Here is a 24,911-nt window from a genome sequence, read left to right on the forward strand (position 1 = left end):
CACGCGGCGTTCTGCACGATTCACACGGCCCTCGCCTGGCGCCAGCTAAGCTGCTGGAAGCCAGCCCACCGACCACGAGGCATCACGCATGGCCAAGCAAGCGCTCATCCTGATCGACATCCAGAACGACTATTTCCCCCAAGGCAAGTGGCCACTCGACGGCGTGGAAGCGGCGGCAGACAAGGCCGCGCAAGTGCTGGCAGCCTTTCGTCAGGCCGGTGATGCCGTGATTCATGTGCGCCATGAATTCACCGCCGACGATGCACCGTTCTTCACGCCGGGCTCCGAGGGTGCGCATCTGCACGCCAAGGTGCTGAATGAGGCGGATGAGCCGGTGGTGCTTAAACACTTCGTGAATGCGTTTCGCGGGACTGATCTGCGGGCCTTGCTGGAAAAACGCGCCATCACCGAGGTAGTGGTGGTGGGCAGCATGAGCCATATGTGCATCGACGGCGTGGTGCGGGCCGCTGCGGACCTGGGCTACAAGGTGACGGTGCTGCATGACGCGTGCGCCACGCGGGATCTGGAATTCAATGGGCAGGTGATTCCGGCGGCGCAGGTGCATGGGGCCTTTATGGCTTCATTGGCCTTTGCGTATGCCGGCGTGATGTCGACGGATGAGTACTTGAAGGCGCAAGCGGCGGCATGACCGCCACTTGTCTGCCGGGTGTCAGCGCGTAGCGATGATGAACAGGCGGGGGAATGGCAGCAACACCGTGCCATCGCCCAGGGCTGGGTAAGCCTGGGTAATACGCGCCTGGTATTCCTGTAGGAAAGCGGCTTTTTCACTGTCGCTCAACGGTGCGAGAAAGGGCCGTAACGCCGACGCCTTGAACCACTCCACCACCGCCGCAGAATCCGCCAAGGGATGCTGATAGGTGGTGCGCCATACGTCGACGGTGCTGCAGTGTTTGCTCAGCAGCTCGTAGTAGTAACTCGCAGTGTGGCGCTCATTGTGTTTCACCGCGCCGATCTTCGCCGCCCACGGGCCCTCGGCCGCCACTTCACGGGCCAGGCGGTGGGCAGGTTCGTCGAGGTTGTCCGGGGTTTGCACAGCCAGCGTGCCGCCAGGTGTCAGTTGGTTGACCAAGTGCGGATAAAGCGTGGCGTGGTCCGGCAACCATTGCAGGGAGGCGTTGGCCAGAATCACGTCGAATTTTTGTGCGGGGCTCCAGGCACCGATATCCGCCAATTCAAAGCTCAGCGCCGGTAGCCGCTTGCGCGCATCCACCAGCATGTCGTCGGAGCTGTCCAGGCCGGTGACATGCGCCTGTGGAAAACGCTCGGCCAACACCTCGGTGGAATTGCCAGGGCCGCAGCCCAGGTCGACGGCGCTGCGTACATCGGTAGTGGGAATGGCCGCGACCAGGTCACGGACGGGACGTGTGCGCTGCTGTTCAAACATCGTGTACTGCTTGGCTGACCAGGTCATCGCGGCGTTCCTTCTTGTTGAGGTTGGCCACAGCCTAAATCTTGTGAGCCATGAGAACAAATGCCAGGATTGGTGACCTCCCATACCTTGAAAGTATCCTTATGTTGGAACTCTTATGTTGGAATTTCGCCAGCTCAAAGCCTTCATTGCGATTGCCGAGGAAGGCTATATCACCCGCGCGGCAGAGCGCTTAGGGATGCAGCAACCGCCGCTGACCCGGCTGCTGCAAAGCCTTGAAGCCGAACTGGGCGTGATGTTGATGGAGCGACTGCCCCGTGGCGTGCGCCCTACCACCGCCGGGCTGGCCTTGTTGGACGAGGCCCGCAACATTCTCGCCCAGGTTGAAGGGGTAACCGACGTGGTGCGCCGTGCCGCTCGCGGTGAGCGCGGCCGCTTGGCGATCGGCTTCACCAGCTCCGCCGCGCTGCACCCGTTCGTGCCCAGCGTGTTGCGGCTGTTTCGCGAAACCTTTGTCGGCGTTTCGGTGGTGCTGGAAGAAGCGGGCACTGGCGAGCTGTTGGACGCGCTGGTGCATGAAAAACTCGACGCGGCGTTTATCCGCTCGCCGCTCAGCGGCTCTCAGTCGTTGCAAGACCAGCCTATTTTGGTGGAGCCGATGCTGCTGGCGCTGCCTACCGATCATCCGCTGGCCATCGACGCGCAATCGCCCCTGCCCTTGGCCGCGTTGGCGACCGAAGCGTTTGTGCTGTATCGCCGCCGCGTAGGGCTGGGTTTGTATGACGCGATTCTGGTGGCTTGCCGTGAAGCAGGGTTCAGCCCGCAGGTGGTTCAGGAAGCGCCACGCATGACCGCGACATTGAGCCTGGTGGCGGCGGGACTTGGGGTGTCCATAGTGCCGGCGTCGATGCAAAGGCTGCGTGGGGACGGCATCGTTTATCGCGAACTGACCGACTGTCGCAGCCTGGTGGCACCGTTGCATTTGGCCACGCGGGTCGGTGACGGCTCGGCGGTTTTGCGGCGTTTCAAGGAGATGGTGGTGGCAGCGGCTGCGGCAGAGGCCTGATCATCGGCAATAAAAAACCCCCGAGGCCTGGGCCATCGGGGGTTTTGTGCGTTCTGGGTGCTGGACCTTAGAACGGGATATCGTCATCAAAGCTGTCGAAATCCGGAGCCGGCTGTGGTGCGGCCTGTTGTGGAGGCGGCGCCTGGCGCGACTGTTGCGGTGCCGACTGCTGCGGGCGCGGAGCCTGCTGGCGTGGGGCCGGAGCGGACTGCTGGTAGTTGTTGCCGCCGCCTTGTTGGTCGCCCTGTTGTGGACGGCCGCCGAGCAGTTGCATGGTGCCTTGCATGTCGACCACGATTTCAGTGGTGTAACGCTTGATGCCGTCTTTTTCCCACTCGCGGGTTTGCAGTTTGCCTTCGATGTAGACCTGCGAACCTTTGCGCAGGTATTCACCGGCGATCTCTGCGACCTTGCCGAACATCGACACGCGGTGCCATTCGGTTTTCTCGACCTTCTGGCCGGTTTGCTTGTCGGTCCACTGTTCGCTGGTCGCCAGACTCAGGTTGGTCACGGCGTTACCGTTAGGCAAGTAGCGAACTTCGGGATCCTGGCCGCATGTACCGACCAATATGACTTTGTTAACCCCACGGGCCATAACGTTCTCCTAGGCTGGGCGCGCTGTCGGCACTGGGTTGACCAGTTGCTCGAGCGTCGCGCGATCCAATAATTCGGTGTCCAATTTGATGTAAATGGCCGCCTCTTCAGCGACCACAACTGCATCTGTTACCCCAACGACGGCCTTCAGGCGCTCGACCAGACCGCTTTCACGGATCGCCTCAGGCGATAGCGGCAAACGCAGGCTTGTGACGTAGGGAGGTTCGCGCATGGTAACAGCAAAGGCCAGCCAAAGTGCAGCCAGCCCGGCGCATCCGAGGAACACAACCGACAAACCGCCATGCTGGAACATCCAGCCGCCCATGATGCCGCCCAGCGCAGAACCCAGGAACTGGCTGGTGGAATACACCCCCATCGCCGTGCCCTTGCCACCGGCGGGTGAAACTTTACTGATCAGCGAAGGCAACGAGGCCTCCAGCAGGTTGAACGCGGTAAAGAACACCACCGTACCGATTACCAGCGCCCGCAGGCTGTCGCCGAACTGCCAGAAGAATAGCTCAGTGAGCATCAGCGTCGCGACGGCGCCGAGCAAAACTCGTTTCATTTTGCGTTTCTTCTCGCCGTAGATGATGAACGGGATCATGGCGAAGAACGAGATCAACAAGGCGGTGAGGTAGACCCACCAGTGCTGCTCCTTGGGCAGGCCGGCTTTTTCGACCAGCGCCAGAGGCAAGGCAACGAAGCTGCACATCAGCATGGCGTGCAACACGAAGATACCTAAATCCAGGCGCAGCAGGTCCGGGTGCTTGAGCGTCGGCAACAATGCCTTGCGTGCCACGCCGGACTCTCGGTGCTGCAAGGTGCCGGTGGAGCGCGGCACCATGAACGCCACGATCACGATCCCGAACAACGCCATGCCGCCCGTGGCGAGGAACAGCCCGTGCAAGCCAAAGGCGCGCGTCAGCAATGGGCCGACCACCATGGCCACCGCAAACGACAGGCCGATGGTCATGCCGATCATGGCCATGGCCTTGGTGCGATGTTGCTCGCGGGTCAGGTCCGAGAGCAGCGCCATGACGGCGGCGGAAATCGCACCGGCGCCCTGCAGGACCCGCCCGGCGATTACGCCCCAGATCGAGTCTGACTGTGCCGCGAGGACACTGCCGAGGGCGAACACGATGAGCCCGAGGTAAATCACCGGCCGACGGCCAATGCGATCGGAAATGATCCCGAACGGAATCTGAAACAGCGCCTGGGTCAGGCCATAGGCGCCAATCGCCAGGCCGATCAATGCGGGGGTTGCGCCTGCGAGATCCATTCCATAGGTCGCCAGCACCGGCAACACCATAAACATGCCAAGCATACGGAAGGCGAACACCAGGGCCAGACCGCTTGCCGCTCGGGTCTCGCCGCTACTCATGCGTTCGCTGTGGGGATCGTGCATGGAAAAACCTCGTGTGAACCGGCGGCGATTCTACCAGTCCCATCGATTGAGAGGGTATATGCGGCGCTTTGCCGCGCAGCTTTCATGTAAGGCTGCACCCGGCACTTTGACAGTGTATATTCATCCAGTCTTTAGCCGTATACTCCTGCATTATTTACGCCCGCCGTGCGAGGCCATCTTGGACAAGATCCTGATTCGTGGGGCTAGAACCCACAACCTGAAGAACATCGACCTGACCCTGCCCCGGGACAAACTGATCGTCATCACCGGCCTGTCCGGCTCCGGCAAATCGTCCCTGGCGTTCGACACGCTGTATGCCGAAGGTCAGCGTCGCTATGTGGAATCGCTGTCGGCCTATGCCCGGCAATTCCTGTCGATGATGGAAAAGCCCGACGTCGACACCATTGAAGGCCTGTCACCGGCGATCTCCATCGAGCAGAAGTCGACGTCCCATAACCCACGCTCCACGGTGGGCACCATTACCGAAATCTACGACTACCTGCGCTTGCTGTATGCGCGCGTGGGTATTCCGCGCTGCCCGGACCACGATATTCCCCTGGAAGCCCAGACCGTCAGCCAGATGGTCGACCTGGTGCTGGCCCAGCCGGAAGGCGCCAAGCTGATGCTGCTGGCGCCGGTGATTCGAGAGCGTAAAGGCGAACATCTTTCGGTCTTTGAAGAGCTGCGTGCGCAAGGTTTTGTGCGCGCGCGCATCAACGGCAAGCTCTATGAGCTGGATGAAGCGCCGAAGCTCGACAAGCAGAAGAAGCACTCCATTGATGTGGTGGTCGACCGCTTCAAGGTCCGCGCTGATTTGCAACAGCGTTTGGCCGAGTCGTTCGAGACCGCGCTGAAGCTGGCGGACGGTATTGCACTGGTCGCACCGATGGACGACGAGCCGGGCGAAGAGATCATCTTCTCCGCGCGTTTTGCCTGCCCAATCTGTGGTCACGCAATCAGCGAGCTGGAACCCAAGCTGTTTTCCTTCAACAACCCGGCTGGCGCCTGCCCGACCTGTGATGGCCTGGGGGTTAAGCAGTTCTTTGACATCAAGCGTCTGGTCAACGGTGACCTGACCCTGGCGGAAGGTGCGATACGCGGCTGGGACAGGCGCAATGTCTACTACTTCCAGATGTTGGGGTCGCTGGCATCGCACTATAAATTCAGCCTGGAAGTGCCGTTCAACCAACTGCCGGCCGAGCAGCAAAAAGTCATCCTGCACGGCAGCGGCTCGCAGAACGTCGACTTCAAATACCTGAACGACCGTGGCGATATCGTCAAACGTTCGCACCCGTTCGAAGGTATCGTGCCGAACCTGGAGCGTCGCTACCGCGAGACCGAGTCGGCGAGCGTGCGCGAAGAGCTGGCCAAGTTCCTCAGCACTCAGCCTTGCCCGGATTGCCGGGGTACTCGTCTGCGTCGTGAAGCACGGCATGTGTGGGTGGGTGAGAAGACCTTGCCGGCAGTGACCAATCTGCCGATTGGCGACGCGTGTGAGTACTTTGGTGTGCTCAAGCTGACTGGGCGCCGTGGGGAAATTGCCGACAAGATTCTCAAGGAGATTCGTGAGCGCCTGCAATTCCTGGTTAACGTTGGCCTGGATTACCTGTCACTGGATCGCAGCGCCGATACGCTGTCGGGTGGTGAGGCTCAGCGGATCCGATTGGCCAGCCAAATTGGTGCCGGCCTCGTGGGCGTGTTGTACATCCTCGATGAACCGTCGATTGGCTTGCACCAGCGAGACAACGACCGCCTGCTGGGAACGCTGAAGCACCTGCGGGATATCGGCAACACGGTGATCGTGGTTGAGCACGATGAAGATGCGATTCGCCTGGCGGATTATGTGGTCGACATTGGCCCGGGTGCGGGTGTGCACGGTGGGCATATTGTTGCCGAGGGCACGCCTGCCGAGGTCATGGCTCACCCGGACTCGTTGACCGGTAAGTACCTGTCCGGCCGCGTGAAGATTGAAGTGCCGGCCAAGCGTACGCCACGCAACAAGAAGCTGGCGCTGCACCTCAAGGGCGCGCGCGGCAACAACTTGCGCAATGTCGACCTGGAAATCCCATTGGGTTTATTGACCTGTGTGACCGGTGTATCCGGTTCGGGCAAGTCGACGCTGATCAACAACACGCTGTTCCCTCTGAGTGCGACCGCCTTGAACGGCGCGACCACCCTGGAAGCGGCTGCGCACGACAGCATCAAGGGCCTTGAGCACCTGGATAAGGTCGTCGACATCGATCAAAGCCCGATTGGCCGTACACCACGCTCCAACCCGGCGACATATACCGGGTTGTTCACGCCGATTCGCGAACTGTTCGCCGGCGTACCGGAGTCCCGCTCGCGGGGTTATGGGCCTGGCCGGTTCTCGTTCAACGTTAAGGGCGGGCGCTGCGAAGCGTGCCAGGGCGATGGCCTGATCAAGGTTGAGATGCACTTTTTGCCGGACATCTACGTGCCGTGCGATGTGTGCAAGAGCAAGCGCTATAACCGCGAAACCCTGGAGATCAAGTACAAGGGCAAAAGCATCCATGAAACCCTCGAAATGACCATCGAGGAAGCACGGGTGTTCTTCGACGCGGTTCCTGCGTTGGCGCGCAAGCTGCAAACGTTGATGGATGTGGGCCTGTCGTACATCAAGCTGGGGCAATCGGCGACTACCTTGTCCGGCGGCGAGGCGCAGCGGGTGAAGTTGTCTCGTGAGCTGTCCAAGCGTGATACCGGCAAGACCTTGTATATCCTCGATGAGCCGACCACGGGTCTGCACTTTGCGGATATTCAGCAGTTGCTGGACGTGCTGCACCGCCTGCGCGACCACGGCAACACCGTGGTGGTGATTGAGCACAACCTGGATGTGATCAAGACTGCCGATTGGCTGGTGGACCTGGGGCCGGAAGGCGGCTCCAAGGGCGGCCAGATCATTGCGGTGGGCACACCGGAGCAGGTCTCGGAAATGCCGCAGTCGCATACCGGTTACTACTTGAAGCCGTTGTTGGCACGCGATAAAGCCTGATTGTCGGGCGCATGAAAAAGCCCCTGTCACTTTGCGGTGACAGGGGCTTTTTTGTAGCCGGGAATCAGAACTGCGATTGCAGATAATTCTCCAGACCAACCAATTTGATCAGGCCCAACTGCTTTTCCAGCCAGTAGGTGTGATCTTCTTCGGTGTCATTCAACTGCACCCGGAGGATTTCGCGGGTGACATAGTCGTTGTGCTGCTCGCAGAGCTCGATGCCCTTGCAGAGCGCGGCACGCACCTTGTACTCGAGGCGAAGATCGGCTGCGAGCATGTCAGGCACCGTGGTGCCCACATCCAGGTCGTCGGGACGCATGCGTGGCGTGCCTTCGAGCATAAGAATACGGCGCATCAGCGCGTCGGCGTGCTGTGCCTCTTCTTCCATTTCGTGGTTGATACGTTCGTAGAGCTCAGTAAAGCCCCAGTCTTCGTACATACGCGAATGGATGAAATATTGGTCACGAGCTGCCAGTTCGCCCGTCAGCAACGTGTTGAGGTAATCGATTACGTCGGGGTGACCTTGCATCGCCCTACATCTCCCTGCTTGAAAGTCTGTAGTTTGAACCATCATGACCCGGAGGTCACGAGACCAACGGCAGAAAAGCGAAGATTTTCTGAGAAAAGTAGCGGAAATAACGCAAAAACCGCCCTAATGAGGGCGGTTCTGCTTCTCGTTTAGAGTCAGCTAAGCGTTACGCCCAGCGCCGTTGCAATGCCTTGGCCGTAATCGGGGTCGGCTTTGAAGAAGTGCTGCAGCTGACGCTGAACCACATCCCTGCTCACGCCATCCATAGCCCCGGCAATGTTGTTGATCAGCAGGGCCTTTTGCCCAGCATCCATCAAACGGAACAGTGCGCCTGCGTGACTGTAGTAGTCGGTGTCTTCACGCTGATCGTAGCGATTCGCCGCACCATTGAGTGCCAGAGGTGGCTCAGCGTATTGAGGCGCCTGTTGTGGCGTACCAGCGACGCTGTTTGGTTCATAGTTAGGAGACGCACCTCCGAAACCAAAGGACATCGAACCGTCACGCTGATTGTTATTAACCGGGCTCAAGGGAGCATTGACCGGCAACTGCTGGTGGTTGGTGCCAACACGATAACGGTGAGCATCCGCATAAGCGAAAACGCGGCCTTGAAGCATGCGGTCCGGCGAGAGACCAACACCCGGAACCATGTTGCTTGGGCCAAAGCATGCCTGCTCGACTTCAGCAAAGTAATTCACCGGATTACGGTCCAGCACGAGCTCGCCAACCTCGATCAGCGGAAACTCCTGCTGTGACCAGGTTTTGGTCACGTCAAACGGGTTTTCGTAGTGAGCTTCAGCCTCGGCTTCGGTCATGACCTGAATGTTGACGCTCCACTTGGGAAAGTCGCCCCGCTCGATAGCGTTGAACAGGTCACGCTGAGCATAATCAGGATCAGTGCCGGCAATGCGAGTCGCCTCTTCAGGCGTCAGGTTCTTGATACCTTGCTTGGTTTTGTAGTGCCACTTGACCCAATGGCGCTCGCCTCTAGCATTGATCAGGCTATAGGTATGACTCCCGAAGCCGTGCATATGGCGGTAACCATCTGGAGTGCCACGATCCGAGAACAGGATGGTGATCTGGTGCAACGCCTCAGGAGAGAGCGACCAGAAATCCCATACCATCTGTGCACTTTTCAGATTCGTTTGCGGCAACCGCTTTTGGGTGTGAATGAAGTCGGGGAACTTCAGCGGGTCGCGGATGAAGAACACTGGGGTGTTGTTGCCAACGATGTCCCAGTTGCCTTCTTCGGTATAGAACTTCAAAGCAAAGCCACGCGGGTCACGCGCGGTATCCGCCGAGCCGCGCTCGCCGCCAACGGTGGAGAATCGAAGGAAAGTAGGTGTTTCTTTACCAACGGATTCGAACAGCTTCGCACTGGTGTACTGGGTGATGTCCCGGGTTACGGTGAATTTACCGTGAGCGCCCGAACCCTTGGCGTGTACGCGACGCTCAGGAATGTTTTCACGGTTGAAGTGCGCGAGCTTTTCGATCAGGTGAAAGTCATCGAGGAGCAACGGGCCACGCGGACCGGCAGTACGGGAGTTCTGGTTGTCCGCAACGGGGGCGCCGCTGGCGGTAGTAAGGATATTACTCATGCTCAATCTTCCTCAGGTCAGACTAGGAACTGCCGGCTAATCGGCTTGGAGGGAGTATTGACCATCAAGATGACACCATCAAATGCATTAAATCATGGACTTTGATAGAAAATAACTAACACAGAACCTCAACGGAAAGCGGCGGGTTTATTAGAGAACCGGCAGTGACGTGAGAAATATAGCCGGTTTTCGACCGCCCACAAAAAACCGGGCACTAGGCCCGGTTCTCTGTTGCAGACTGTCGTCTTACTCGGCGCTTACAGCTTCGCCGGCAGTAGCACGATCAACCAACTCGACGTACGCCATAGGCGCGTTGTCGCCAGCGCGGAAACCGCACTTGAGGATGCGCAGGTAGCCACCCTCACGGGTAGCGTAACGCTTGCCCAGGTCGTTGAAGAGCTTACCAACGATAGCTTTCGAACGAGTACGGTCGAAAGCCAGACGGCGGTTAGCCAGGCTGTCTGTCTTGGCCAAAGTGATCAGCGGCTCAGCAACGCGACGCAGTTCTTTAGCTTTCGGCAGTGTAGTTTTGATCAGCTCGTGCTCGAACAGCGACACCGCCATGTTTTGAAACATGGCCTTGCGGTGCGAGCTGGTACGGCTCAGGTGACGACCACTTTTACGATGACGCATGGTTCATTCCTTACCAAACTCACGTTCGGTGATTACGACGATCAGGCAGTCGCCTTGTCGTCCTTCTTAAGACTTGCAGGCGGCCAGTTGTCGAGGCGCATGCCGAGGGACAGACCGCGGGAGGCCAGAACGTCCTTGATTTCAGTCAAGGATTTCTTGCCCAGGTTCGGAGTCTTCAACAGTTCTACTTCGGTACGCTGAATCAGGTCGCCGATGTAGTAAATGTTTTCCGCCTTAAGGCAGTTAGCCGAACGTACAGTCAGTTCCAGATCGTCAACCGGGCGAAGCAGGATCGGATCGATCTCGTCTTCCTGCTCGATTACCACTGGTTCGCTGTCACCTTTGAGGTCGACGAACGCAGCCAACTGCTGTTGCAGAATGGTTGCAGCGCGGCGGATAGCCTCTTCAGGATCCAGAGTACCGTTGGTTTCCAGATCAATAACCAGCTTGTCCAGGTTAGTACGCTGCTCGACACGGGCGTTTTCCACCACGTATGCGATACGGCGAACCGGGCTGAACGAAGAGTCAAGCTGCAAGCGACCAATGCTGCGGCTTTCGTCTTCATCGCTCTGACGCGAGTCGGCCGGTTCATAACCACGACCACGAGCTACAGTGAGCTTCATGTTCAGGGCGCCGTTAGACGCCAGGTTAGCGATTACGTGATCGGGGTTAACGATCTCGACATCATGATCCAGCTGAATATCGGCAGCGGTAACCACCCCCGAACCCTTCTTCGACAAGGTCAGCGTAACTTCGTCACGGCCGTGCAGCTTGATAGCCAGACCTTTAAGGTTCAACAGGATTTCAATTACGTCTTCCTGTACACCTTCGATGGCGCTGTACTCGTGGAGCACACCGTCAATCTCGGCCTCGACTACTGCACAGCCGGGCATTGAGGACAACAGGATGCGGCGCAGCGCGTTGCCCAGGGTGTGGCCAAAACCACGCTCGAGAGGCTCGAGAGTGATCTTGGCGCGGGTTGGACTGACAACCTGCACATCAATGTGGCGGGGTGTCAGGAACTCATTTACCGAAATCTGCATGGATGCACCTATTTTCTAGCCCTTACTTGGAGTAGAGCTCGACAATCAGGCTTTCGTTGATGTCGGCGGACAGATCACTGCGAGCAGGAACGTTCTTGAAAACGCCCGACTTCTTCTCAGTGTCTACTTCTACCCATTCTACGCGGCCACGTTGGGCACACAGATCGAGAGCTTGGACAATGCGAAGTTGGTTTTTTGCTTTCTCGCGAATCGCGACTACGTCACCAGCACGAACCTGGTAAGACGGTACGTTAACGGTTTGGCCGTTTACGCTGACGGATTTGTGCGATACCAGCTGACGGGATTCGGCACGAGTCGAACCAAAGCCCATACGGTATACAACGTTGTCCAGACGGCATTCGAGCAGTTGCAGCAGGTTTTCACCGGTTGCACCTTTTTTGCCAGCAGCTTCTTTGTAGTAGCCGCTGAACTGACGCTCGAGAACGCCGTAGATACGACGGACCTTCTGCTTTTCACGCAGTTGGGTGCCGTAATCGGACTGGCGACCGCGGCGTTGGCCGTGGATACCAGGTGCTGCTTCAATGTTGCACTTCGATTCGATCGCGCGCACGCCGCTCTTCAGGAAGAGATCGGTGCCTTCGCGACGAGCGAGTTTGCATTTTGGACCAATGTAACGAGCCATTCTTTACAATCTCCTGGATTACACGCGGCGCTTCTTCGGCGGACGGCACCCGTTGTGCGGGATTGGCGTCACGTCGGTGATGCTGGCGATCTTATAGCCACAGCCGTTCAAAGCACGGACAGCAGACTCACGACCTGGACCTGGACCTTTGACGTTAACGTCGAGGTTTTTCAGGCCGTATTCCAGCGCAGCTTGACCAGCACGTTCAGCAGCTACTTGAGCAGCGAACGGGGTGGACTTGCGGGAACCGCGGAAACCCGAACCACCAGAGGTAGCCCAAGACAGCGCGTTACCTTGACGGTCGGTGATGGTCACGATGGTGTTGTTAAAAGAAGCATGGATGTGGGCGATGCCATCAACCACTGTCTTTTTAACTTTTTTACGAGGACGAGCAGCAGGTTTTGCCATGATAATTTTCCTGTCGATTCGCTGGGGCGATTACTTGCGGATCGGCTTACGCGGACCTTTACGGGTACGCGCGTTAGTCTTGGTACGCTGACCGCGTACTGGAAGACCACGACGATGACGCAGACCGCGATAGCAACCGAGGTCCATCAAACGCTTGATTTTCATGTTGATTTCGCGACGCAGGTCACCTTCAGTGGTGAACTTCGCCACTTCGCCACGCAGCAATTCAATCTGCTCGTCGCTCAGATCCTTGATCTTAGCGGCTGGGTTTACCCCAGCAACTGCGCAAATTTTCTGCGCAGTAGTGCGACCAACACCATAGATGTAGGTCAGCGAGATAACAGTGTGCTTGTTATCTGGAATGTTAACGCCTGCAATACGGGCCATTCAGTGGGACTCCAATTGACAGCTACCTACGCCCCGGAAGCCAAGAAATAGGGCGCGAGATAATATCGCTGTAATAACAAATAATCAACCCGGCAGCGCACTAGCTGCCGGGCTTCAAGCGGATCACACTCAGCCTTGGCGCTGTTTGTGACGCGGTTCCGCGCTGCAAATTACTCGAACAACACCTTCGCGGCGAATAATCTTGCAGTTACGGCACAGCTTTTTCACCGATGCACGAACTTTCATCACCAACTCCTCGAACCTTATGGGTACTCAGCGCAACATGCCGCTGCCGTAACCCTTCAGGTTGGCTTTCTTCATCAGGGATTCGTACTGGTGCGAAACGAGGTGCGATTGTACTTGGGACATGAAGTCCATCACAACCACGACCACGATCAGCAACGAGGTCCCGCCAAGGTAGAACGGAACGTTTGCTGCAACCACCAGGAACTGGGGCAACAAGCAGACGGCCGTCATATATAGAGCACCGAACAGGGTCAAACGAGTCAGAACGCCATCAATGTAGCGTGCAGACTGCTCACCTGGACGGATACCCGGAATAAAGGCACCGGACTTCTTCAGGTTTTCCGCTACGTCTTTCGGATTGAACATCAACGCCGTATAGAAGAAGCAGAAGAAAATAATCCCTGCACTAAACAGCAGAATATTCAACGGCTGACCAGGAGCGATCGACTGAGAGAGGTCCTGCAGCCAGCCCATGTTTTCAGACTGACCAAACCAGGTACCCAACGAAGCCGGAAACAGCAAAATGCTGCTCGCGAAAATTGCCGGAATAACACCGGCCATATTCACTTTCAGCGGCAAGTGGCTGGTCTGCGCAGCGAAGACCTTGCGGCCCTGCTGACGCTTGGCGTAGTGAACAGCAATACGACGCTGGCCACGCTCAATGAACACCACAAAACCGATAATCGCTACTGCCAGCAAACCGATAGCAACCAAGGCGAAGATATTGATATCACCCTGACGTGCAGACTCGAAAGACTGCCCAATTGCTCTCGGAAGACCGGCGACGATACCTGCGAAAATCAACATCGAGATACCGTTACCAACACCACGCTCAGTAATCTGCTCACCCAGCCACATCATAAACATCGCACCAGCCACAAATGTGGATACCGCGACGAAATAGAAGCCAAAGTCACCAGTGAACGCAACACCCTGCCCGGCCAAGCCAACGGACATGCCGATAGCTTGAACCAGGGCAAGGATGACAGTGCCGTAGCGGGTGTACTGGCTAATCTTGCGACGACCAGCTTCACCTTCCTTCTTCAACTGCTCCAACTGCGGACTGACGGCGGTCATCAACTGCATGATGATCGATGCCGAAATGTACGGCATGATCCCCAGTGCAAAGATACTCATCCGTTCCAGCGCGCCGCCGGAAAACATGTTGAACAAGCTAAGAATGGTCCCCTCATTCTGTCGAAACAGGTCTGCGAGTCGGTCCGGGTTGATACCTGGAACCGGGATGTGTGCGCCTATTCGGTAGACGATAATCGCCAGGAACAGAAAACGCAGACGAGCCCAAAGTTCAGACATACCGCCTTTGCCGAGCGCTGAGAGAGCACCTTGCTTAGCCATTTATTCCTCGAACTTGCCGCCAGCTGCTTCGATAGCCGAACGCGCACCTTTGGTGGCGCCGATTCCCTTGCCGATAGTGACAGCGCGAGTCACTTCACCGGACAGCATGATTTTCACACGCTGTACGTTGACGTTGATCACGTTGGCATCTTTCAGGGTCTGCACAGTAACGATGTCGCCTTCCACTTTAGCCAGCTCGGACAAACGCACTTCTGCGCGGTCCATGGCTTTCAGGGATACGAAACCGAACTTAGGCAGGCGACGATGCAGCGGCTGTTGACCGCCTTCAAAGCCTGGAGCGATGGTGCCACCGGAGCGGGAGGTTTGACCTTTGTGGCCACGGCCACCAGTCTTACCCAAACCGCTACCGATACCACGGCCCGGACGATGCTTTTCGCGACGGGAACCCGGCGCTGGACTCAGATCATTGAGTTTCATCGATTAACCCTCTACACGCAGCATGTAGTAAGCCTTGTTGATCATCCCGCGATTCTCGGGAGTATCCTGGACTTCTACAGTGTGACCGATGCGACGCAGCCCCAAACCCTTAACGCACAGTTTGTGGTTAGGAATGCGGCCGGTCATGCTTTTGATCAGCGTTACTTTAACGGTAGCCATGATCAGAAGATCTCCTTGACAGTCAGACCACGCTTGGCAGCGATGGACTCAGGAGATTGCATAGCTTTCAAACCTTTGAAAGTGGCGTGAACCACGTTTACCGGGTTAGTCGAGCCGTAGCACTTGGCCAGAACGTTCTGAACACCAGCAACTTCGAGGACAGCACGCATAGCGCCGCCAGCGATGATACCGGTACCTTCAGAAGCAGGCTGCATGTACACCTTCGAAGCGCCGTGAGCGGACTTCATAGCGTACTGCAGAGTGGTGCCGTTCAGATCAACTTGGATCATGTTGCGACGAGCAGCTTCCATTGCCTTCTGGATCGCAGCAGGCACTTCACGTGACTTGCCACGGCCGAAGCCAACACGCCCTTTACCATCACCCACCACGGTCAACGCGGTGAAAGTGAAGATACGGCCGCCTTTAACGGTTTTGGCTACGCGGTTAACTTGAACCAGCTTCTCAATGTAGCCTTCGTCGCGCTTTTGGTCGTTATTTGACATAACTTAGAACTCCAGCCCAGCTTCACGAGCAGCATCAGCCAGCGCTTTAACGCGGCCGTGGTACTTGAAGCCAGAGCGGTCGAAAGCCACTTGCGAGACGCCAGCGGCCTTAGCACGCGTAGCGACCAGCTGGCCAACCTTTGTGGCCGCGTCGATGTTGCCAGTGGCACCATCACGCAGTTCTTTATCCAAAGTCGAGGCGCTTGCCAGGACTTTGTTGCCGTCGGCCGAGATGACCTGGGCGTAGATGTGCTGCGACGAGCGGAACACGCAGAGACGCACGACTTCGAGTTCGTGCATTTTCAGGCGTGCTTTGCGAGCGCGACGCAGTCGAGTAACTTTTTTGTCGGTCATTTGCTATGCCCTACTTCTTCTTGGCTTCTTTACGACGGACGACTTCGTCCGCGTAGCGCACACCTTTGCCTTTGTACGGCTCTGGTGGACGGAAGTCGCGGATCTCAGCGGCCACCTGACCTACCAGCTGCTTATCAATACCCTTGATCAGGATATCGGTCTGGCTAGGGGTCTCAGCGGTGATGCCTTCCGGCAGTTCGTAATCCACTGGGTGCGAGAAGCCAAGGGCCAGGTTCAAAACCGTGCCTTTTGCTTGCGCTTTGTAACCAACACCGACCAGCTGGAGCTTACGCTCGAAGCCTTGGCTTACGCCTTGGACCATGTTGTTTACCAACGCACGCGTGGTACCGGCCATTGCGCGAGTTTGTTGATCGCTATTGCGAGCAGCGAAACGCAGCTCACCAGCTTCTTCAACGATCTCAACGGACGAATGGATGTTCAGTTCAAGAGTGCCCTTGGCACCCTTCACCGAAAGCTGTTGGCCTGCGAATTTGACTTCGACACCGGCTGGCAGCTTAACGGGGTTCTTAGCGACGCGAGACATGCTTATCCCCCCTTAGAACACAGTGCAAAGAACTTCGCCGCCGACACCGGCAGCGCGCGCAGCACGATCCGTCATCACACCTTTGTTGGTGGAGACGATAGACACGCCCAGACCGCCACGAACTTTCGGCAGATCTTCAGCGGACTTGTACTGACGCAGGCCTGGACGGCTAACGCGCTTCACTTCCTCGATGACCGAACGGCCTTCGAAGTATTTCAGCTCGATGGACAGCAGTGGTTTTGTTTCGCTGCTGATCTGATAACCCGCAATGTAGCCTTCGTCTTTCAGGACTTTGGCAACAGCTACCTTCAACTTGGAAGATGGCATGCTTACGACGGACTTTTCAGCCATCTGGGCATTACGGATACGAGTTAGCATGTCCGCTAACGGGTCCTGCATACTCATGGGCTAGACGCTCCTAATACAAAAAAATTAGCCTTGCGGCTACATATGTCGCCGAGAATCTCCGAGCATAGAAAACACGGGCTCAGGCGAGCCGGGTATTCTAGACACACTCCGGAAATGAAACAAGCCCCAAAAGGGGCTTGTTCCAGATTCAAGGTCACCGGTGGTCAGTATCTTGCGACGCAAACCACCTGGACTTCGAAAGTACTTACCAGCTGGCTTTAACCAGACCTGGTACGTCACCACGCATTGCCGCTTCACGCAGTTTGTTACGGCCGAGGCCGAACTTGCGGTAAACGCCGTGTGGACGACCGGTCAGGCGGCAGCGGTTACGCATGCGCGAGGCGCTTGCGTCACGTGGCTGCTTCTGCAGAGCAACTGTAGCTTCCCAACGCGCTTCTGGACTTGCGTTCAGATCAACGATGATTGCTTTCAGTGCTGCACGCTTCTTGGCGTACTTGGCAACCGTGAGCTGACGCTTCAGCTCGCGGTTTTTCATGCTCATCTTGGCCATGGTCCTACTCCAATCAGTTGCGGAACGGGAATTTGAAAGCACGCAACAGGGCGCGACCTTCATCATCGTTCTTGGCAGTGGTGGTCAGGGTGATGTCCAGACCGCGGAGAGCATCGATCTTGTCGTAGTCGATTTCCGGGAAGATGATCTGCTCTTTCACGCCCATGCTGTAGTTACCACGACCATCGAAGGACTTGGCATTCAGGCCGCGGAAGTCGCGAACCCGAGGCAGGGAGATCGACAGCAGACGATCCAGGAATTCGTACATACGCTCACGGCGCAGAGTCACTTTGACGCCGATCGGCCAACCTTCACGGACTTTAAAGCCAGCGATGGATTTCCGAGCGTAAGTCACAACGACTTTTTGACCGGTGATCTTTTCCAGGTCGGCAACAGCGTGCTCGATGACTTTTTTGTCACCGATCGCTTCGCCCAGACCCATGTTCAGGGTGATTTTGGTAACGCGCGGAACTTCCATCACGTTCCCGAGCTTAAGTTCTTCCTTAAGCTTAGGGGCGATTTCCTTCCGGTAAATCTCTTGTAGTCGTGCCATGGTCTAATCTACCTAGCAGTGTTCAAGCATCAACCGCTTTTTGGGTCGACTTGAAGACACGAATTTTCTTACCGTCTTCTACTTTGAAACCAACGCGGTCAGCCTTGTTGGTTTCGCCGTTGAAGATGGCGACGTTAGAAGCGTCCAGCGGAGCTTCTTTCTCGACGATACCGCCCTGCACGCCCGACATCGGGTTAGGCTTGGTATGACGCTTGACCAGGTTCAGACCACCGATAACCAGACGGTTATTAGCGAGAACCTTAAGCACCTTACCGCGCTTACCTTTGTCTTTGCCGGCGATCACGATGATCTCGTCGTCACGACGAATCTTTTGCATGTCGGATCTCCTTACAGCACTTCTGGGGCGAGCGAGACGATCTTCATGAACTTCTCAGTACGAAGTTCACGGGTCACTGGCCCAAAGATACGGGTGCCGATCGGCTCTTGCTTGTTGTTCAGAAGAACAGCAGCGTTGCCATCAAAGCGGATAATGGAGCCATCTGCACGGCGTACGCCGTGACGAGTGCGGACTACAACAGCAGTCATCACTTGGCCTTTTTTCACTTTACCGCGAGGAATTGCTTCCTTCACGGTAACTTTGATGATGTCACCGATACCAGCGTAACGACGATGGGAGCCACCCAGCACCTTGATGCACATAACACGGCGAGCGCCGCTGTTATCGGCCACATCGAGCATGGATTGAGTCTGAATCATATAATTTCTCCGACCCCTAGTCCTTAGACTTCCACAGCGCGTTCGAGAACATCAACCAGTGCCCAAGACTTGGTCTTGGCCAGCGGACGAGTTTCACGAATAGTGACTTTGTCGCCGATGTGGCACTGATTGGTTTCGTCGTGCGCGTGCAGCTTAGTCGAACGCTTAACATATTTACCGTAGATCGGGTGCTTAACGCGACGCTCGATCAAAACGGTGATGGTTTTGTCCATCTTGTCGCTGACAACACGGCCAGTCAGCGTACGGACAGTCTTTTCGGCTTCAGCCATGATCACTTACCTGCCTGCTGGTTGAGCACAGTCTTCACGCGAGCGATGTCACGCTTAACTTGCGAGAGCAGATGAGACTGCCCCAACTGGCCAGTTGCTTTCTGCATACGCAGATTGAACTGGTCGCGCAGCAGGCCGAGCAGTTGCTCGTTCAGCTGCTGTGCGGATTTTTCACGAAGTTCATTCGCTTTCATCACATCACCGTCCGTTTAACAAAGGCGGTGGCGAGCGGCAGCTTTGCAGCAGCCAGGGCAAAAGCCTCACGCGCCAGCTCTTCAGTTACACCCTCGATTTCATACAGGACTTTGCCTGGCTGAATCTGGGCTACCCAGTATTCCACGTTACCCTTACCTTTACCCATCCGAACCTCGAGAGGCTTTTTGGAGATCGGCTTGTCCGGGAATACACGGATCCAGATCTTGCCGCCACGTTTAACGTGACGGGTCAGTGCACGACGCGCTGACTCGATCTGACGAGCGGTGAGACGACCACGAGCTACAGACTTCAGCGCGAACTCGCCGAAGCTGACTTTGCTACCGCGCTGTGCCAGACCACGGTTGTGGCCTGTCATCTGCTTGCGGAACTTCGTACGCTTAGGTTGCAACATTTGGCGTACCCCTTACTTAGCAGCTTTTTTACGAGGCGCTGGTGCTTGTGGTTTCAGTTCTTCTTGGCGACCACCAATTACTTCGCCTTTGAAGATCCAAACCTTTACACCGATCACACCGTAAGTGGTGTGAGCTTCGTAGTTGGCATAGTCGATGTCGGCACGCAGGGTGTGCAGTGGCACACGACCTTCGCGATACCATTCAGTACGTGCGATTTCAGCACCGCCGAGACGACCGCTCACTTGGATTTTGATGCCTTTGGCACCAATGCGCATGGCGTTCTGTACAGCGCGCTTCATGGCGCGACGGAACATTACGCGACGCTCCAGCTGCTGAGCTACGCTCTGCGCAACCAGCATACCGTCGAGCTCCGGCTTGCGGATCTCTTCGATATTGATGTGCACAGGCACACCCATTTGCTTGGTCAGGTCCTGACGCAGTTTCTCAACATCTTCACCTTTCTTCCCGATAACGATACCTGGACGAGCGGTGTGGATGGTGATACGTGCAGTTTGCGCCGGACGATGGATATCGATACGGCTTACGGACGCGCTTTTTAGTTTGTCTTGGAGATACTCACGCACCTTCAGATCAGCGAACAAATAGTCCGCATAAGTCCGACCGTCTGCGTACCAGACGGAGGTGTGCTCCTTGACGATTCCCAGGCGAATGCCAATGGGATGTACTTTCTGACCCATCTCTTCGACTCCGTTACTTGTCAGCAACCTTGACAGTGATATGGCAAGACCGCTTGACGATGCGATCAGCACGGCCTTTGGCACGTGGCATGATGCGCTTCAGCGAACGCCCTTCGTTGACGAAAACGGTGCTGACCTTCAGGTCATCAACGTCTGCGCCTTCGTTATGCTCGGCGTTGGCTACGGCCGACTCCAGCACTTTCTTCATGATCTCGGCGGCTTTCTTACTGCTGAAAGCCAACAGGTTGAGCGCTTCGCCCACCTTCTTCCCGCGGATCTGGTCGGCGACCAAGCGGGCTTTCTGGGCGGAGATTCGAGCGCCCGACAACTTAGCGGCTACTTCCATTTCCTTACCCCTTAACGCTTGGCTTTCTTGTCTGCCACGTGCCCACGATAAGTGCGGGTACCGGCAAACTCGCCTAGTTTGTGGCCGACCATGTCTTCGTTAACGAGAACTGGGACGTGTTGACGACCGTTGTGTACTGCGATGGTCAAACCGACCATTTGTGGCAGGATCATCGAACGACGCGACCAGGTCTTAACTGGTTTGCGATCGTTCTTTTCCGCCGCCACTTCGATCTTCTTCAGTAGGTGAAGATCAATAAAAGGACCTTTTTTCAGAGAACGTGGCACTGTCGTATCCCTCTATTTACTTGCGACGACGGACGATCATTTTGTCGGTACGCTTATTACCACGAGTCTTCGCGCCCTTAGTCGGGAAGCCCCATGGCGATACCGGATGACGACCACCAGAGGTACGACCTTCACCACCACCGTGTGGGTGGTCAACCGGGTTCATGGCAACACCACGAACGGTTGGGCGAACGCCACGCCAGCGTTTGGCACCAGCTTTACCCAGCGAACGCAGGCTGTGCTCGGAGTTCGAGACTTCACCCAGGGTCGCGCGGCATTCAGCCAGCACTTTACGCATCTCACCAGAACGCAGACGCAGGGTCACGTAGACACCTTCACGAGCGATCAGCTGAGCCGAAGCACCAGCGGAACGAGCGATTTGCGCGCCTTTACCTGGCTTCAATTCGATGCCGTGTACGGTGCTACCAACTGGAATGTTACGCAGTTGCAGAGCGTTGCCCGGCTTGATCGGCGCCAGAGCACCTGCGATCAGCTGGTCGCCAGCACTCACGCCTTTAGGGGCGATGATGTAGCGACGCTCGCCATCTGCGTACAGCAGCAGAGCGATGTGAGCAGTACGGTTTGGATCGTATTCGATACGCTCGACAGTGGCAGCGATGCCATCTTTGTCGTTGCGACGGAAATCGACCAGACGATAATGCTGCTTATGGCCACCACCGATGTGACGAGTGGTAATACGACCATTGTTGTTACGACCACCAGTCTTCGATTTTTTCTCGAGCAGCGGTGCGTGAGGAGCGCCTTTATGCAGCTCCTGGTTGACCACCTTGACCACAAAACGGCGGCCAGGGGAAGTCGGTTTGCATTTAACGATTGCCATGATGCACCCCTTCCTTACTCAGCACTGCTGCTGAAATCGAGATCTTGGCCTGGCTGAAGGGAGATAACTGCCTTCTTCCAGTCATTACGCTTGCCCAGACCGCGAGCAGTGCGCTTGCTCTTACCCAGAACATTCAGGGTAGTAACACGCTCTACTTTCACGCTGAACAGGCTTTCGACGGCCTTCTTGATTTCCAGCTTGGTTGCGTCAGTTGCAACCTTGAAAACGAACTGGCCTTTCTTGTCAGCCAGAACCGTAGCCTTTTCGGAAACGTGCGGGCCAAGCAGAACTTTAAATACGCGTTCCTGGTTCATCCCAGCAGCTCCTCGAATTTCTTCACGGCCGACACGGTGATCAACACCTTGTCGTATGCGATCAGACTAACTGGATCGGAACCTTGCACGTCACGTACATCAACGTGTGGCAGGTTGCGAGCAGCCAGGTACAGGTTCTGATCAACAGCTTCAGACACGATCAAAACGTCGGTCAGATTCATGTTGTTCAGCTTGCCCAGCAGATCTTTGGTTTTTGGACCTTCAACAGCGAAGTCCTGAACCACGACCAGACGATCAGTACGCACGAGTTCAGCAAGGATGGAGCGCAGAGCTGCGCGGTACATCTTCTTGTTGAGCTTCTGAGTGTGATCCTGTGGACGAGCTGCGAAAGTGGTACCGCCGCCACGCCAGATTGGGCTACGGATAGTACCGGCACGAGCACGGCCAGTGCCTTTCTGACGCCAAGGGCGCTTACCGCCACCACGTACGTCGGAACGGGTCTTTTGCTGCTTGCTACCTTGACGGCCGCCGGCCATGTAGGCCACGACTGCTTGGTGAACCAGCGTCTCGTTGAATTCGCCGCCAAATGTCAGTTCGGAAACTTCGATCGCTTGAGCGTCATTTACATTTAATTGCATGTCAGCTTCCCCTTAACCGCGAGCCTTGGCCGCTGGACGTACAACCAGGTTGCCGCCAGTAGCGCCAGGAACAGCACCCTTGACCAACAACAGATTGCGTTCAGCGTCGACGCGCACTACTTCGAGGGACTGCACGGTCACGCGCTCAGCGCCCATATGACCGGACATTTTTTTGCCCTTGAATACACGACCAGGAGTCTGGCACTGGCCAATAGAGCCCGGGACGCGGTGGGAAACGGAGTTACCGTGAGTGTTGTCTTGGCCACGGAAATTCCAACGCTTGATCGTACCCTGGAAGCCTTTACCTTTGGACTGACCGGTTACATCAACCAGTTGACCAGCAGCGAAGATTTCAGCGTTGATCAGATCGCCAGCCTGGTAGTCGCCATCTTCAAGACGGAACTCCATAACAGTGCGACCAGCTGCAACGTTTGCTTTAGCGAAGTGACCTGCTTGAGCAGCAGTCACGCGCGAAGCACGACGCTCGCCGACAGTGACTTGCACTGCACGATAGCCATCGGTTTCTTCAGTTTTGAACTGGGTGACGCGATTCGGTTCGATCTCAATGACCGTGACCGGAATGGAGACACCTTCTTCGGTGAAAATACGGGTCATACCGCATTTACGACCGACTACACCAATAGTCATGTTGTAAACCTCATGAGTGTACGGGGCTTTCACCCGCTATGGCCGCCCATTTCAGAGCGTTACACGACTAAGACCCAAGTCTTAGCCGAGGCTGATCTGTACTTCCACACCGGCCGCCAGATCAAGCTTCATAAGAGCATCAACGGTTTTATCCGTTGGCTGGACGATGTCCAGTACGCGCTTATGAGTACGGATCTCGTACTGGTCACGCGCGTCTTTGTTGACGTGCGGGGAGACCAGAACGGTGAACCGCTCTTTACGGGTAGGCAGTGGAATTGGACCACGCACTTGAGCACCAGTACGTTTCGCGGTTTCCACGATTTCCTGGGTGGATTGGTCGATCAGGCGATGGTCAAAAGCCTTCAACCTGATACGGATTTGCTGATTTTGCATTGGATTTCAGACTCCGGCTGCTATTCCCAGCGAGCGCAATACGCCCGTTAAAAGGAGGCGCAATTCTATAGACGGCCCTGATAGGTGTCAACCCAATAAAAAAGGCCCCCGCTAAGCGGGGGCCTCCTCAAAACATCAAGGCTATCTCAGAAGAGATAATTACTCGATGATTTTAGCTACAACGCCAGCACCAACGGTACGGCCGCCTTCACGGATAGCGAAGCGCAGACCGTCTTCCATTGCGATGGTTTTGATCAGGGTAACAACCATTTTGATGTTGTCGCCTGGCATAACCATTTCAACGCCTTCCGGCAGTTCGCAGTTACCAGTCACGTCAGTAGTACGGAAGTAGAACTGTGGACGGTAGCCTTTGAAGAACGGAGTGTGACGACCGCCTTCTTCTTTGCTCAGCACGTACACTTCAGCTTCGAACTTGGTGTGCGGCTTAACCGAACCCGGCTTAACCAGAACCTGGCCACGCTCAACGTCGTCACGCTTGGTACCACGCAGCAGAACGCCGCAGTTCTCGCCAGCACGACCTTCGTCGAGCAGCTTACGGAACATTTCAACACCGGTGCAGGTGGTGACGGTAGTGTCACGCAGACCAACGATTTCCAGTGGATCTTGAACCTTAACGATACCGCGCTCGATACGGCCAGTCACAACAGTACCGCGACCGGAGATCGAGAATACGTCTTCGATTGGCATCAGGAACGGCTTGTCGATAACACGAACTGGATCTGGGATGTAGCTGTCCAGAGTTTCAACCAGTTTACGAACGGACGTGGTGCCCATTTCGTTGTCGTCTTTGCCTTCCAGAGCCATACGAGCAGAACCGATGATGATCGGAGTGTCGTCGCCTGGGAAGTCGTAAGTGCTCAGCAGATCGCGCACTTCCATCTCAACCAGTTCCAGCAGCTCAGCGTCGTCTACCAGGTCAGCCTTGTTCAGGTAAACCACGATGTACGGAACGCCTACCTGACGGGACAGCAGGATGTGCTCACGGGTTTGTGGCATCGGACCATCAGCGGCCGAGCAAACCAGGATTGCGCCGTCCATCTGGGCAGCACCGGTGATCATGTTCTTCACATAGTCAGCGTGACCTGGGCAGTCAACGTGAGCGTAGTGACGGATCAGCGAGTTGTATTCAACGTGCGCGGTGTTGATGGTGATACCACGAGCTTTTTCTTCTGGTGCGCTGTCGATTTTATCGAAATCAACGATTGCGGAACCGAAAACTTCGGAGCAAACGCGAGTCAGAGCAGCAGTCAGAGTGGTTTTACCGTGGTCAACGTGACCGATAGTGCCAACGTTGACGTGCGGTAGGGAACGATCAAATTTTTCTTTAGCCACGACAATTAACTCCTTGCC

The 24,911-nt window shown here is 56.3% G+C and carries 37 protein-coding genes; 3 read left to right on the forward strand and 34 right to left on the reverse strand.

Annotation, left to right across the window (positions count from 1 at the left end):
• The first annotated feature begins 88 nt into the window (after positions 1–88).
• Complete coding sequence (locus tag HX783_RS21000; protein WP_177018099.1) at positions 89–649, forward strand: cysteine hydrolase family protein; 561 nt, start codon at positions 89–91, stop codon at positions 647–649.
• Positions 650–670: 21 nt separating this feature from the next.
• On the opposite strand, the gene tam is transcribed toward HX783_RS21000, so the two are convergent.
• Positions 671–1,432: a trans-aconitate 2-methyltransferase gene (tam, locus tag HX783_RS21005; protein ID WP_177018100.1), complete on the reverse strand. Its 762-nt coding sequence runs from the start codon at positions 1,430–1,432 to the stop codon at positions 671–673.
• 115 nt (positions 1,433–1,547) lie between these two features.
• On the opposite strand from tam, the gene HX783_RS21010 reads away from it, so the two are divergent.
• On the forward strand, positions 1,548–2,456 hold the full coding sequence (locus tag HX783_RS21010; protein ID WP_177018101.1) for a LysR family transcriptional regulator: 909 nt from the start codon (positions 1,548–1,550) through the stop codon (positions 2,454–2,456).
• Positions 2,457–2,523: 67 nt separating this feature from the next.
• On the opposite strand, the gene HX783_RS21015 is transcribed toward HX783_RS21010, so the two are convergent.
• A complete protein-coding gene (locus HX783_RS21015; protein WP_010467282.1) occupies positions 2,524–3,051 on the reverse strand; it encodes a single-stranded DNA-binding protein in 528 nt (175 codons plus the stop codon).
• A 9-nt stretch (positions 3,052–3,060) separates the two neighbouring features.
• Positions 3,061–4,455, reverse strand: coding sequence for an MFS transporter (locus HX783_RS21020; RefSeq protein WP_177018102.1), 1,395 nt, complete (start codon positions 4,453–4,455; stop codon positions 3,061–3,063).
• 178 nt (positions 4,456–4,633) lie between these two features.
• On the opposite strand from HX783_RS21020, the gene uvrA reads away from it, so the two are divergent.
• A complete protein-coding gene (uvrA, locus tag HX783_RS21025) occupies positions 4,634–7,468 on the forward strand; it encodes an excinuclease ABC subunit UvrA (RefSeq protein ID WP_177018103.1) in 2,835 nt (944 codons plus the stop codon).
• A gap of 64 nt (positions 7,469–7,532) precedes the next feature.
• Here uvrA and bfr read toward each other — a convergent pair whose 3' ends face one another.
• The 31 genes from bfr to tuf all read right to left on the reverse strand — a co-directional run bounded on the left by bfr (position 7,533) and on the right by tuf (position 24,893).
• A complete protein-coding gene (gene bfr / locus HX783_RS21030; RefSeq protein WP_015886133.1) occupies positions 7,533–7,997 on the reverse strand; it encodes a bacterioferritin in 465 nt (154 codons plus the stop codon).
• A gap of 155 nt (positions 7,998–8,152) precedes the next feature.
• Positions 8,153–9,592: a catalase gene (locus tag HX783_RS21035; RefSeq protein ID WP_218175316.1), complete on the reverse strand. Its 1,440-nt coding sequence runs from the start codon at positions 9,590–9,592 to the stop codon at positions 8,153–8,155.
• Positions 9,593–9,838: 246 nt separating this feature from the next.
• Positions 9,839–10,225, reverse strand: a complete 387-nt coding sequence (gene rplQ, locus HX783_RS21040; RefSeq protein WP_003176402.1) for a 50S ribosomal protein L17 — start codon at positions 10,223–10,225, stop codon at positions 9,839–9,841.
• Between the two features lie 41 nt (positions 10,226–10,266).
• Entirely contained in the window at positions 10,267–11,268 is a 1,002-nt protein-coding gene (gene rpoA, locus HX783_RS21045) for a DNA-directed RNA polymerase subunit alpha (RefSeq protein WP_003176403.1), read from the reverse strand.
• 22 nt (positions 11,269–11,290) lie between these two features.
• A complete protein-coding gene (rpsD, locus tag HX783_RS21050; protein WP_003210056.1) occupies positions 11,291–11,911 on the reverse strand; it encodes a 30S ribosomal protein S4 in 621 nt (206 codons plus the stop codon).
• A gap of 18 nt (positions 11,912–11,929) precedes the next feature.
• Positions 11,930–12,319: a 30S ribosomal protein S11 gene (rpsK, locus tag HX783_RS21055; protein WP_002555466.1), complete on the reverse strand. Its 390-nt coding sequence runs from the start codon at positions 12,317–12,319 to the stop codon at positions 11,930–11,932.
• Positions 12,320–12,349: 30 nt separating this feature from the next.
• Complete coding sequence (gene rpsM, locus HX783_RS21060) at positions 12,350–12,706, reverse strand: 30S ribosomal protein S13 (protein WP_024077676.1); 357 nt, start codon at positions 12,704–12,706, stop codon at positions 12,350–12,352.
• 129 nt (positions 12,707–12,835) lie between these two features.
• On the reverse strand, positions 12,836–12,952 hold the full coding sequence (rpmJ, locus tag HX783_RS21065) for a 50S ribosomal protein L36 (protein ID WP_002555468.1): 117 nt from the start codon (positions 12,950–12,952) through the stop codon (positions 12,836–12,838).
• Between the two features lie 27 nt (positions 12,953–12,979).
• Positions 12,980–14,308 carry a preprotein translocase subunit SecY gene (secY, locus tag HX783_RS21070; RefSeq protein WP_071485371.1) on the reverse strand — a complete coding sequence of 443 codons (1,329 nt, stop codon included), beginning with the start codon at positions 14,306–14,308 and terminating at the stop codon, positions 12,980–12,982.
• A complete protein-coding gene (gene rplO, locus HX783_RS21075) occupies positions 14,309–14,746 on the reverse strand; it encodes a 50S ribosomal protein L15 (protein WP_003176407.1) in 438 nt (145 codons plus the stop codon). It lies immediately after the preceding gene.
• Positions 14,747–14,749: 3 nt separating this feature from the next.
• The gene (gene rpmD, locus HX783_RS21080) at positions 14,750–14,926 is read right to left on the reverse strand and encodes a 50S ribosomal protein L30 (RefSeq protein WP_003176408.1); all 177 of its coding nucleotides are present in this window, start codon (positions 14,924–14,926) and stop codon (positions 14,750–14,752) included.
• A gap of 2 nt (positions 14,927–14,928) precedes the next feature.
• Complete coding sequence (gene rpsE / locus HX783_RS21085; RefSeq protein ID WP_003176409.1) at positions 14,929–15,429, reverse strand: 30S ribosomal protein S5; 501 nt, start codon at positions 15,427–15,429, stop codon at positions 14,929–14,931.
• Between the two features lie 3 nt (positions 15,430–15,432).
• Positions 15,433–15,783 carry a 50S ribosomal protein L18 gene (gene rplR / locus HX783_RS21090; protein WP_003186037.1) on the reverse strand — a complete coding sequence of 117 codons (351 nt, stop codon included), beginning with the start codon at positions 15,781–15,783 and terminating at the stop codon, positions 15,433–15,435.
• A gap of 10 nt (positions 15,784–15,793) precedes the next feature.
• Positions 15,794–16,327, reverse strand: coding sequence for a 50S ribosomal protein L6 (rplF, locus tag HX783_RS21095; protein ID WP_177018105.1), 534 nt, complete (start codon positions 16,325–16,327; stop codon positions 15,794–15,796).
• Positions 16,328–16,339: 12 nt separating this feature from the next.
• The gene (gene rpsH, locus HX783_RS21100) at positions 16,340–16,732 is read right to left on the reverse strand and encodes a 30S ribosomal protein S8 (RefSeq protein ID WP_010566853.1); all 393 of its coding nucleotides are present in this window, start codon (positions 16,730–16,732) and stop codon (positions 16,340–16,342) included.
• Between the two features lie 208 nt (positions 16,733–16,940).
• Positions 16,941–17,246, reverse strand: a complete 306-nt coding sequence (gene rpsN, locus HX783_RS21105) for a 30S ribosomal protein S14 (RefSeq protein WP_003176414.1) — start codon at positions 17,244–17,246, stop codon at positions 16,941–16,943.
• A gap of 13 nt (positions 17,247–17,259) precedes the next feature.
• Complete coding sequence (gene rplE / locus HX783_RS21110; RefSeq protein ID WP_003194642.1) at positions 17,260–17,799, reverse strand: 50S ribosomal protein L5; 540 nt, start codon at positions 17,797–17,799, stop codon at positions 17,260–17,262.
• 22 nt (positions 17,800–17,821) lie between these two features.
• Positions 17,822–18,136, reverse strand: a complete 315-nt coding sequence (gene rplX, locus HX783_RS21115; RefSeq protein WP_003176416.1) for a 50S ribosomal protein L24 — start codon at positions 18,134–18,136, stop codon at positions 17,822–17,824.
• 11 nt (positions 18,137–18,147) lie between these two features.
• Positions 18,148–18,516 carry a 50S ribosomal protein L14 gene (gene rplN, locus HX783_RS21120; protein ID WP_002555479.1) on the reverse strand — a complete coding sequence of 123 codons (369 nt, stop codon included), beginning with the start codon at positions 18,514–18,516 and terminating at the stop codon, positions 18,148–18,150.
• A 23-nt stretch (positions 18,517–18,539) separates the two neighbouring features.
• The gene (rpsQ, locus tag HX783_RS21125; RefSeq protein ID WP_003176419.1) at positions 18,540–18,806 is read right to left on the reverse strand and encodes a 30S ribosomal protein S17; all 267 of its coding nucleotides are present in this window, start codon (positions 18,804–18,806) and stop codon (positions 18,540–18,542) included.
• Positions 18,807–18,808: 2 nt separating this feature from the next.
• Complete coding sequence (gene rpmC, locus HX783_RS21130) at positions 18,809–19,000, reverse strand: 50S ribosomal protein L29 (RefSeq protein WP_002555481.1); 192 nt, start codon at positions 18,998–19,000, stop codon at positions 18,809–18,811.
• Positions 19,000–19,413, reverse strand: coding sequence for a 50S ribosomal protein L16 (rplP, locus tag HX783_RS21135; protein ID WP_003232424.1), 414 nt, complete (start codon positions 19,411–19,413; stop codon positions 19,000–19,002). The genes rpmC and rplP overlap by 1 nt, the downstream gene beginning before the upstream one ends.
• Positions 19,414–19,425: 12 nt before the next feature.
• Positions 19,426–20,112 carry a 30S ribosomal protein S3 gene (gene rpsC / locus HX783_RS21140; RefSeq protein ID WP_003176422.1) on the reverse strand — a complete coding sequence of 229 codons (687 nt, stop codon included), beginning with the start codon at positions 20,110–20,112 and terminating at the stop codon, positions 19,426–19,428.
• A 13-nt stretch (positions 20,113–20,125) separates the two neighbouring features.
• Positions 20,126–20,458 carry a 50S ribosomal protein L22 gene (rplV, locus tag HX783_RS21145; RefSeq protein ID WP_003103908.1) on the reverse strand — a complete coding sequence of 111 codons (333 nt, stop codon included), beginning with the start codon at positions 20,456–20,458 and terminating at the stop codon, positions 20,126–20,128.
• Between the two features lie 11 nt (positions 20,459–20,469).
• On the reverse strand, positions 20,470–20,745 hold the full coding sequence (rpsS, locus tag HX783_RS21150) for a 30S ribosomal protein S19 (protein ID WP_002555486.1): 276 nt from the start codon (positions 20,743–20,745) through the stop codon (positions 20,470–20,472).
• Between the two features lie 16 nt (positions 20,746–20,761).
• On the reverse strand, positions 20,762–21,586 hold the full coding sequence (gene rplB, locus HX783_RS21155; protein WP_003210080.1) for a 50S ribosomal protein L2: 825 nt from the start codon (positions 21,584–21,586) through the stop codon (positions 20,762–20,764).
• Positions 21,587–21,600: 14 nt separating this feature from the next.
• Entirely contained in the window at positions 21,601–21,900 is a 300-nt protein-coding gene (gene rplW, locus HX783_RS21160; RefSeq protein WP_002555488.1) for a 50S ribosomal protein L23, read from the reverse strand.
• Positions 21,897–22,499 (reverse strand): 50S ribosomal protein L4, encoded by a 603-nt coding sequence (gene rplD / locus HX783_RS21165; RefSeq protein WP_159960300.1) that lies wholly within the window; start codon positions 22,497–22,499, stop codon positions 21,897–21,899. Before rplD ends, rplW begins: the two co-directional genes overlap by 4 nt.
• 12 nt (positions 22,500–22,511) lie before the next feature.
• Positions 22,512–23,147, reverse strand: coding sequence for a 50S ribosomal protein L3 (rplC, locus tag HX783_RS21170; RefSeq protein ID WP_003194649.1), 636 nt, complete (start codon positions 23,145–23,147; stop codon positions 22,512–22,514).
• A gap of 81 nt (positions 23,148–23,228) precedes the next feature.
• A complete protein-coding gene (gene rpsJ, locus HX783_RS21175; protein ID WP_003186070.1) occupies positions 23,229–23,540 on the reverse strand; it encodes a 30S ribosomal protein S10 in 312 nt (103 codons plus the stop codon).
• Between the two features lie 159 nt (positions 23,541–23,699).
• Positions 23,700–24,893: an elongation factor Tu gene (gene tuf / locus HX783_RS21180; protein ID WP_003176426.1), complete on the reverse strand. Its 1,194-nt coding sequence runs from the start codon at positions 24,891–24,893 to the stop codon at positions 23,700–23,702.
• Positions 24,894–24,911 lie beyond the last annotated feature (18 nt).

Origin of the sequence: Pseudomonas sp. D2002 (assembly GCF_013385735.1) — a bacterium.
Taxonomy (GTDB): domain Bacteria; phylum Pseudomonadota; class Gammaproteobacteria; order Pseudomonadales; family Pseudomonadaceae; genus Aquipseudomonas.